Origin of the sequence: Fusobacterium sp. DD2 (genome assembly GCF_018205345.1) — a bacterium.
In the GTDB taxonomy this organism is placed as follows: Bacteria; Fusobacteriota; Fusobacteriia; order Fusobacteriales; family Fusobacteriaceae; genus Fusobacterium_A.
This window is the reverse complement of record NZ_JADRHM010000087.1, coordinates 1-8451: the sequence shown is the minus strand read 5'-3', so window position 1 is coordinate 8451 and position 8451 is coordinate 1. Positions and strand designations below refer to the sequence as shown.

The window sequence follows — 8451 nt, the reverse complement described above, 5'->3', positions numbered from 1 at the left end:
TACAAAAAAGAGAGCTGAGTAAAACATTTTTTTAAAAATGTTACTCAGCTTTTTTTATCTTATTTATTCATTTTCAGATTCCATTCCCATGCAGTACGAATTATATCTTTTACATCTGTATAAGAAGGGTGCCATCCAAGAATTTCATTTGCTTTTTTACTTGAAGCAATGACACATGGAGGGTCTCCAGCTCTTCTGTGTGTAAATTCTGCTGGAATACCTATCTTTGTAACCTCTCTTGCTGCATTTAGCATTTCAAGAACAGAGAAACCATTTCCATTTCCCAGGTTATAAATACCGCTTTGATTCTTTTCAAGCTGATTAAGAGCTAAAATATGAGCTCTCACAAGGTCTACAACGTGAATATAATCTCTTATACCTGTTCCATCCTTAGTATCAAAATCATTTCCATATATTGAAAGTTTAGGGATTTCCCCTTTAGCTGCCTTAAGTATAAGTGGAATAAGTGCTGTAATACCTTCACCTTTTTGTCCAATATTGTGTTTTTCATGGGCTCCACCTACGTTGAAATATCTAAATATTGCATAGTTAAGTCCATAGCTTTTAGCACAATCAGTTATTATTCTTTCAGACATAAGTTTACTCATTCCATATGGATTGATAGGAAGAGTAGTATGATTTTCATCTACTGGTTCAGGTTCTTTAACATCTCCATATACAGCTGCTGTTGATGAGAATACAATATTTTTAATTCCATGTTTTCTCATAGATTCAATAAGACACATCACTGTATATGTGTTGTTAAGATAATACTTATTAGGTTTTTCAACACTTTCAGGAACCTTTATATATCCAGCAAAATGCATAACTGCATCAATTTTATTTTCAGTAAAAATTCTATCCATAATTTCAGAGTCCTGAACATTTCCATGATAGAATTTAGCTCTTGAATCAACAAGTTCAATAAAACCATTTTCAAGAGAGTCAACAACTACAACATTATAACCAGAATCCAGAAGTTCTGCTGTTGCATGGCTTCCAATATACCCTGCTCCACCAGTAACCAATATATTTTTCATTGAAATTCCTCCAATAATAGATATTTAGTAAGTTTATTCTCTTACCTGTCCATTTCCCATTATAACATATTTTGTAGTAGTAAGTTCTTTAAGTCCCATAGGTCCTCTTGCATGAAGTTTTTGAGTACTGATACCAATTTCAGCTCCAAAACCAAATTGTCCACCATCTGTAAATCTTGTAGAAGCATTTACATAAACAGCAGCAGCATCAACTTCATTTAAGAATTTTTGAGCATTTGTATAGTTTTCAGTAATTATACATTCAGAGTGTTTAGTTCCATATTTTCCAATATGTTTTATAGCTTCATCAACACCATCTACAGTTTTTATAGCAACGATGTAATCTTCATATTCAGTAGCCCAGTCTTCTTCAGTAGCAGTTATTGATTGAGGGATATATTTTCTTACAGTTTCATCTCCTCTTATCTCTACATGTTTTTCAATTAGAGCTTTTCCAAGAGCTGGAAGAAGTTTTTCAGCAATATTTTTATGAATTAAAAGAGTTTCAACTGCATTACAAACTCCAGGTCTTTGAGTTTTAGCATTGATAATAATATCTATAGCTTCATCAAGTTTTCCACTTTCATCAACAAATATGTGGCAGTTACCAATACCTGTTTGAATACAAGGGATAGTACTGTTTTCTATAACGCTATTTATAAGTCTTGCACTTCCTCTAGGGATAAGTACGTCAACGTATTTGTGAGCTTTCATAAGTTTATTTGCAGTTTCATGGCTTGTATCTTCAAGAATTTGAACAGCATTTTCATTTATTCCAAACTCTTTAAGAACCTCTTTGAAGATTTTAACAGTAGCAATATTTGTATTGATAGCTTCTTTTCCACCTCTTAATACAACTGCGTTTCCACTTTTTAAGCAAAGTCCAAAAGCATCAGCTGTAACATTTGGACGAGATTCAAATATTATAGCAATAACTCCTAAAGGAACTCTTTTTTGTTGAATAATAAGTCCGTTAGGAAGAGTTTTTCCATATAGGAATTCTCCTACTGGGTCATTTAAAGCAGCAATCTCTCTTAGACCGTCTGCCATACCTTTTATTCTAGCTTCTGTTAAAGTAAGTCTATCTATAAAAGCAGCTTTTACTCCAGCAGTTTTAGCTTTTTCAACATCTATACTGTTGATTTTTAAAATTTCACTGCAGTTAGCCATAAGAGCATCAGCAGATTTTAAAAGAATTGCATTTTTAGTTTTAGTAGATAGTTGTGCTATCTGAGTTTCTGCCTCTTTTGCAGCAGAACATAGATTTTCAATGTACATATTACAATTAACCTCCTATTTTTTTACAGTCAAATACTGTTCCAATATCTTTTCCTTCAATTAAGTCATCTATATACACAGGGTTTGAACCATCAAGTATAGCCATAATTACCCCATGGTCATAACATTTTCTTGCAGCTAGAAGTTTAGTTTCCATTCCTCCTACGCTAAATTCACTTCCTTTTTCTCCACCCATAGAAAGAACATCATCAGTTACTTTTTTAACATAAGGTATTCTTTTTGCTTCAGGATGAGTCTTAGGATTTGCATCATAAAGTGCATCTATATCAGTTAGAATAACAAGCAGGTCAGCTTTTAAAAGAGCTGCAACACTTGCTGATAATCTGTCGTTATCACTAAATTCAATTTCGAAAGTTGAAATAGTGTCATTTGCATTGATAATAGGGATTACACCAAAGTCAAGAAGAGTTTCAAGGGTATTGTTTGTATTTGTTTTTCTTTCCCCAGGTCTGAAGTCATCTTTTGTCAGAAGTATCTGAGCAACTCTTTGGTTGTATTCACCTAAAAAGTTTTGATAGATGTGCATAAGTTCCATTTGACCTACTGCTGCAGCAGCTTGTTTTTCTCTTGTAATAGTTGGTCTCTTTTTAAAATTAAGAGATTTTGATCCTACACCGATTGCTCCAGAAGTAACTAAAATTACTTCTCTACCTTGATTTCTTAAATCAGCTAAAATCCAAGCTAATCTATTTATTAAATTTAAATTAAGATTTCCATTTGGATAAGTAAGAGTTGAAGTTCCAACTTTGATAACTACCCTTTTGGATTTTTTGATCCTCTCTTTGATTTCTTTTTCCATATACAATCACCTTAAAATTATTATTGATAATATATATTATACAGGTAAAAGTAATTTTTTAGTACCTTTTTTTTTAAAAAAGATAATTTCCTTGTTTTTTTTATATTTTCATCTTATAGTTAAAGTATGGGACAAAACTTGAGGGAGGGAAAAATGGAAAGATTAAATTTAAAAGATTTTTTATATTATAACTATTTATCAGGAATTGAGAGCTCTCCAAATGAGGAGAAAATTGCATTTGTAACTCACAGAGCAGATGTGGATATAAATAACTACAAATCTTACATCTGGATTATGGATGCAGCTACAAAGGATTATTTTCAACTTACAGGATTAGGAGAGGAGAGTAATTTTGAGTGGCTTGACAATGAAACTCTTTTATTTTCTACAATTAGAAATGAAAAATTGAAAAAGAAAGTGGAAGAGGGAGAGGAGTGGAGCAGTTATTATTCAATCTCTATAAATGGAGGGGAAGCTCGTGAATATATGAGAATACCTCTAAATGTAATAGATTTAAAGGTTATAGATGAGGATAACTTTATAGTTATGGCTCCATATGATAATTACGGTATAAGGTTGAATGATTTAAGTGGAGAACAACGTGCACAGGCTATTGAAAAGATAAAAGAAAATAAGGATTATGAGGTTTTAGATGAGATTCCATTCTGGAGAAATGGTGGAGGATTTACAAATAAGAAGAGAAACAGACTATATCTATATAACAGAAAAGAGGATACAATTTTACCTATAACAGATAAATTGACAGATGTTGAAGATTTTTCATATAGAGATGGAAAAATTCTTTACATTGGAAACTCATTTTCAGATAAAAAAGAGCATAAATCAGGAATATTTATTTATGATGTAGAGAGTCAAAAGAGTAAAACAGTTGTACCATTAGGAGAGTATTCAGTAAGCTTTGCAAAATTTATGGAAGATGGAGTAATATGCGGTTTAAACGATCAGAAAAAACATGGTATAAATCAGAACCCTGATTTTTATATGATAAAAGATGGAAAGATAGAACTTTTAAAACATCATGACACATGGATGGGAAATACTGTAGGATCTGACTGCAGATTTGGTGGAGGAGAAACTTTTAGAGTAAGAAAAGACAGACTTTATTATGTTACAACTAAGATGCATTGTGCTAATATCTATACAATTGATATCCATGGTAATGAGACTCAGGTAACAGATATAGAAGGATCTGTTGATTCTTTTGCAATGTGTGGAGATGAGATATTCTTTATAGGCATGGTAGGATTAAGACTTCAGGAGATATATGACTTTAAGGATGGAAAAGAAAAAATAATTACAGATTTTAACGAGGGAATATATAGTGATACAACTCTTGCAAAACCTGAAAAATTTAATTTTATAAATGATGGAATAGAGCTTGAAGGATGGGTACTAAAACCTGTTGATTATGAGGAAGGAAAGATATATCCAGGAATACTTGATATACATGGTGGACCAAAGACTGTTTATGGAGAGGTATTTTATCATGAGATGCAGGTATGGGCAAATATGGGGTACTTTGTATTCTTCTGTAATCCACGTGGTGGAGATGGTAGAGGAAATGAGTTTATGGATATAAGAGGAAAATATGGTACTGTTGACTATGATGACCTTATGAAATTTACTGACAAGGTTCTTGAAACATATCCAATAGATTTAAAAAGAGTAGGAGTAACTGGAGGATCATATGGTGGATTTATGACTAACTGGATAATAGGTCACACTGACAGATTTGCCTGTGCAGTATCTCAAAGAAGTATAGCTAACTGGTTTTCAAAATTTGGGACAACTGATATAGGTTACTATTTTAACGTGGATCAGAATGCTTCAAGTCCATGGGATAATCCTGAAAAACTTTGGTGGCATTCACCAATGAGATATGCAAACAAGGCTAAAACACCTACACTTTTTATACATTCTCAGGAAGATTATAGATGCTGGCTTGCAGAGGGACTACAGATGTTTACATCTTTAAAATATCATGGAGTACCAGCAAGACTTTGTATGTTTAGAGGAGAAAATCACGAACTTTCAAGAAGTGGTAAACCTAAGCATAGAGTAAGAAGACTTGAGGAAATGACACAGTGGTTTGAGCACTATTTAAAAAAATAATAGTTGACACTAATAGGGAGAAAATATAATCTCCCTATTTTTAAATAAAATAATGTCATAATTTAATAAAAAAAGGTGAAATTAGGGACTTAATGTGCTATAATAAAAGTTAATTAAAAAAAGAACAAATGGAGGTGGGCATTTTGAAAAAAGCCAACTATATTATGATGACACCAGGGCCTACTATGGTTAGAGAAAATGTAACACATACATATACACACTATTATGGAAACTCAGATTTTGATGAGAACTTCTTTGAATTTTATGGAAAAGTATGTAAAAAAGTAGGAAAGATATGGGGAGCTAAGAAAGCTCAAAATATTATAATGTGTGGAGAGGGAATGCTAGGATTAGATTCAGCTTGTGCTTCTCTTACAGAAAAAGGGGATAAAGTTCTTGTTCTTTCAAATGGAATATATGGAAAAGGATTTAAAGAACTTATTGAAAACTATGGTGGAGAGGTTACTTTATTTGAAAGTGACGATAAAGATGCTATAGATAAGGATAAACTTAGAGTATTTTTAGAGCAACATAAAGATGAAGGATTCAAATATGCAACAGTAGTACACTGTGATACACCTTCAGGAGTGTTAAATGATATAAAAGATATCTGTAAAACACTTAAATCTATGGGAATTATGACAGTGGTAGATACAGTATCTGCATTTGGAGGAACTGAAGTAAAAGTTGATGAATGGGGAATTGATATTGCTCTAGGAGCAAGCCAAAAAGTACTTTCATCAAATACAGGACTTACAATTATGGCTATAAGTGATGATGCATGGAAAGCTATTGAAAACAGAAAGACACCTATTCCATCTTTCTACTGTAACCTTTCATACTGGAGAAACTGTGTAAAGGAAAAATTCTTCCCATACACTATGCCAATTGCAGATATAGTAGCTTTAAGTACAGCAGTAGACAATATGTTTGAAGAGGGTCTTGATAAGATTATCGAAAGACACTACATAAGTGCTGAAACAACTAGAAGCAGACTTATGGAAATGGGATTTGACCTATATTTAAAAGGAGGATATTCTCCAACAGTTACAGCTTTCTGTATTCCAGAAGGATATGACCTTAATGAGATATATAAACATATGCTTGAAAAATATGAAGTAATGCTTGGAAAATCTTATGGATACCTTGCAGACAAAGTGCTTCGTATTGGACATATGGGAGAAAACTCACGTTTCTATAGAATTGACTATACTTTAGGAGCATTGGAAAAAACTTTAAAAGATTTGAAAAAATAATAAAGTGTATATAAAGAGAAACAATTGTAGAGAAGTTAGCAAAAATTTGGTATAAAATCTCTCAAAATTTAAAAAACTTGAATTTTATTGGATATAATATTATAATAAAATGACGCCTTGGTTTAAAAATGTATTTTTTTAAATAGATTTGGAGTCGTAATTCTAGTTTTTTAGGAGGGAAAATGTATCTAGAAATAATTTTTAATGTTCTTGGAGGTCTTGGAATTTTCCTTTATGGAATGGATAACATGTCTTCAGGAATGCAAAAATTAGCTGGAAGAAGACTTAAAAAGTTTTTGGCTGTGTTGACTACCAATAGGGTTGTTGCTATTCTTGTCGGTATTGGAATAACAATGCTTGTACAGTCATCATCTGTAAGTACTGTTATGACAATAGGATTTGTTAACGCTTCTTTATTGACATTAAAACAGGCTTTAGGAGTAATATTTGGAGCTAACATAGGTACTACAGTTACTGGTTGGATTCTGGCTTTAAATGTTGGTAAATATGGGTTACCAATCGTAGGAGCTGCAGCTATAGCTCATATGTTTTTAAAAAGTGATAAAGCAAAAACAAGAGCCTTAACTGTTATGGGACTTGGAATGATTTTCTTAGGTCTTGAACTTATGAGTAATGGATTAAAACCTGTAAGATCTATGCCTGAATTTGTAAGCATGTTTGGTATGTTCTCAGCAAATACATATTTTGGTGTAATAAAAGTTGCTGCAGTTGGAGCTTTAATTACTGCAGTTGTGCAATCTTCATCTGCAACTTTAGGTATTACTATTACTTTAGCAGGACAAGGACTTATAGACTATAGAACAGCAGTTGCACTTGTGTTAGGAGAGAACGTAGGAACAACAATAACAGCTATTTTGGCTACTTTGCATGCCAATGTAAATGCTAGAAGAGCAGCATATGCTCATACTATAATAAATCTCCTTGGAGTGGTGTGGGTAACAGCGTTATTCCCATTTTTCCTAAAATATCTATCACTTATTTGTGACCCAGAGAAGAATATGACTGTTGCAATAGCTACTGCTCATACATCTTTTAACGTAGCAAACGTGCTTCTATTTACACCTTTTATAGGATATCTTGCAAGTTTTCTATGTAGAGTTATCAAAGATGATGGAAAAGTTGATAACAGAGTTACTAAGATTGATAAACTTATGCTTAAAAACTCAAACATAGTTGTTGAACAAACAAGAGTAGAGATACTTACAATGGGTAAAATGATACAAAATATGTTTGATGAATTGGCTTTAACTTATAAAAATTCTCTTGAACTTACAGATGAAAAAGTAAAAGATATGCGTAAGATAGAGGATGATATTGACCTTTATCAAAAAGAGATTACAGATGCAAACTTCTATATTTTAAATAACAAAGATATAAACGAAAGCTTAAGAATAGATATAAGAAATAACCTTCTTGTTTCAGACGAATATGAAACTGTAAGTGACTATTTGATGAGAATAACAAATAGTATGAAAAAACTTCTTGATAATGAGATTCCACTTACTGAGCAGGAAATGAATGTTGTATTAAAACTTCATGAGAAGACAAATCATTTCTTCAAAAGAATAGATGTGGGATTTCAGGATAGAGATGGAATAAGAATAAAAGAGAGCCTTATAATCGGAAAAGAGATTACTTCTGTTTATAAGAATGCTAAGAGATCTAGTATGGACTTTGGTGCTAAAGCTGATGCAACTACTCTTTCTACTACTAAGTTTATGGACATCATCAACTCTTACAGAAGAGTAAGTGACCACTTGGTAAATATAATTGAAGGTTATGCTGAAAAGAAAAAATAAATTTAATTTTTGACTTAAAAAGACTGAGATCTGATCTCAGTCTTTTTTATATATTAGGAAATTATAATTTGAATAATAAGATAGAAAGTAGGTGAGAAATAGAA

The 8451-nt window shown here is 32.1% G+C and carries 6 protein-coding genes; 3 read left to right on the top strand and 3 right to left on the bottom strand.

All coding sequences use genetic code 11. From position 1 onward, the window contains the following. Positions 1-59: 59 nt before the first annotated feature. From galE to proB, 3 genes are read right to left on the bottom strand one after another with little or no spacing between them, the layout of a single operon-like run. The gene (galE, locus tag IX290_RS10570; RefSeq protein WP_211493155.1) at positions 60-1040 is read right to left on the bottom strand and encodes a UDP-glucose 4-epimerase GalE; all 981 of its coding nucleotides are present in this window, start codon (positions 1038-1040) and stop codon (positions 60-62) included. A gap of 33 nt (positions 1041-1073) precedes the next feature. Next, the gene (locus tag IX290_RS10565) at positions 1074-2318 is read right to left on the bottom strand and encodes a glutamate-5-semialdehyde dehydrogenase (protein ID WP_211493154.1); all 1245 of its coding nucleotides are present in this window, start codon (positions 2316-2318) and stop codon (positions 1074-1076) included. 7 nt (positions 2319-2325) lie between these two features. Continuing rightward, positions 2326-3138 (bottom strand): glutamate 5-kinase, encoded by an 813-nt coding sequence (gene proB / locus IX290_RS10560; RefSeq protein ID WP_211493153.1) that lies wholly within the window; start codon positions 3136-3138, stop codon positions 2326-2328. Positions 3139-3291: 153 nt separating this feature from the next. Between proB and IX290_RS10555 the strand changes: the two genes are divergently transcribed. The 3 genes from IX290_RS10555 to IX290_RS10545 all read left to right on the top strand — a co-directional run bounded on the left by IX290_RS10555 (position 3292) and on the right by IX290_RS10545 (position 8347). Then, a complete protein-coding gene (locus tag IX290_RS10555; protein WP_211493152.1) occupies positions 3292-5271 on the top strand; it encodes a S9 family peptidase in 1980 nt (659 codons plus the stop codon). 143 nt (positions 5272-5414) lie between these two features. After that, the gene (locus IX290_RS10550) at positions 5415-6527 is read left to right on the top strand and encodes an alanine--glyoxylate aminotransferase family protein (RefSeq protein ID WP_211493151.1); all 1113 of its coding nucleotides are present in this window, start codon (positions 5415-5417) and stop codon (positions 6525-6527) included. Between the two features lie 182 nt (positions 6528-6709). Beyond that, complete coding sequence (locus tag IX290_RS10545) at positions 6710-8347, top strand: Na/Pi cotransporter family protein (RefSeq protein ID WP_211493150.1); 1638 nt, start codon at positions 6710-6712, stop codon at positions 8345-8347. Positions 8348-8451: the final 104 nt, after the last annotated feature.